The organism is Nostoc sp. 106C (assembly GCF_002154725.1).
In the GTDB taxonomy this organism is placed as follows: domain Bacteria; phylum Cyanobacteriota; class Cyanobacteriia; order Cyanobacteriales; family Nostocaceae; genus Aulosira.
This window is the reverse complement of record NZ_MTAW01000152.1, coordinates 1-916: the sequence shown is the minus strand read 5'-3', so window position 1 is coordinate 916 and position 916 is coordinate 1. Positions and strand designations below refer to the sequence as shown.

Genomic DNA, 916 nt, shown 5'->3' with positions numbered 1-916 from the left:
TTAGAGGATGTTTTAAAAGTGGGGGGTGTGGTAAGAAAGCTCACAAGGCGTATGCTGAGATTTGTAGAAACCAGCACCTTGTGAGCGAATGAGTAAAGCATACCGTAGCAATCTGTCATGGGAACAGTGGGAACTAATTGCAAACCTTTTGCCAGAAGCAAAACCCGGTGGTCGTCCCCGAAAATTAGCATTATTCGCTGTAGTAAATGCAATTCTTTATGTACTGTGTGAGGGGTGTACATGGCGAGGTCTACCTGGGGATTTTCCTGCGTGGTCAACAGTTTATGGTTATTTCTGGAGATGGAGTAAAGATGGTACATGGTTGAAGGTTCATGACCAACTTTATCAATGGGTGAGAGTGGAGGCTCTGCGTGAACCTAGCCCATCAGAAGCGGCAGTTGATAGCCAATCAGTAGAAACAGCAACAATGATATCTATTGATGTTGGTTACGACGCAGGTAAAAAAATTCATGGGCGTAAACGCCATTTGAGTGTAGATTTACTGGGTTTAGTTTTACGGGTTTTAGTGACATCTGCAAGCCTTCCAGAACGTGAAGGTGCAAAACTTGTTCTCCAACGAGTTCACGATACTGGTCATCAGGTAAAACGATTGAACAAGATTTGGATGGATGGAGGATACCGAGGCGAAGAATTTATGCGTTGGGTAATGGATATGTTTCGGTGGATTGTAGAAATTGTTCTTAGACCTTTGGAGAAAAAGGGTTTTGTCCATTTACCAAAGCGTTGGATTGTCGAGCGAACTTTTGGCTGGCTTAATTGGTGTCGGCGCTTAAGCAAAGATTATGAAAGACTACCCGAAACCTCCGAGACATTTATCTATATTGCGATGATTCGTATCATGGTCAGACGACTGGCATAATTTTTGACTGGTTTTGACTTTTAAAACATCCTCTTA

The 916-nt window shown here is 42.8% G+C and carries 1 protein-coding gene; it reads left to right on the top strand.

The features are described from left to right. Positions 1–88 precede the first annotated feature (88 nt). Positions 89–880, top strand: coding sequence for an IS5 family transposase (locus BV375_RS23555; RefSeq protein WP_086764951.1), 792 nt, complete (start codon positions 89–91; stop codon positions 878–880). The last annotated feature ends 36 nt before the right edge of the window (positions 881–916 follow it).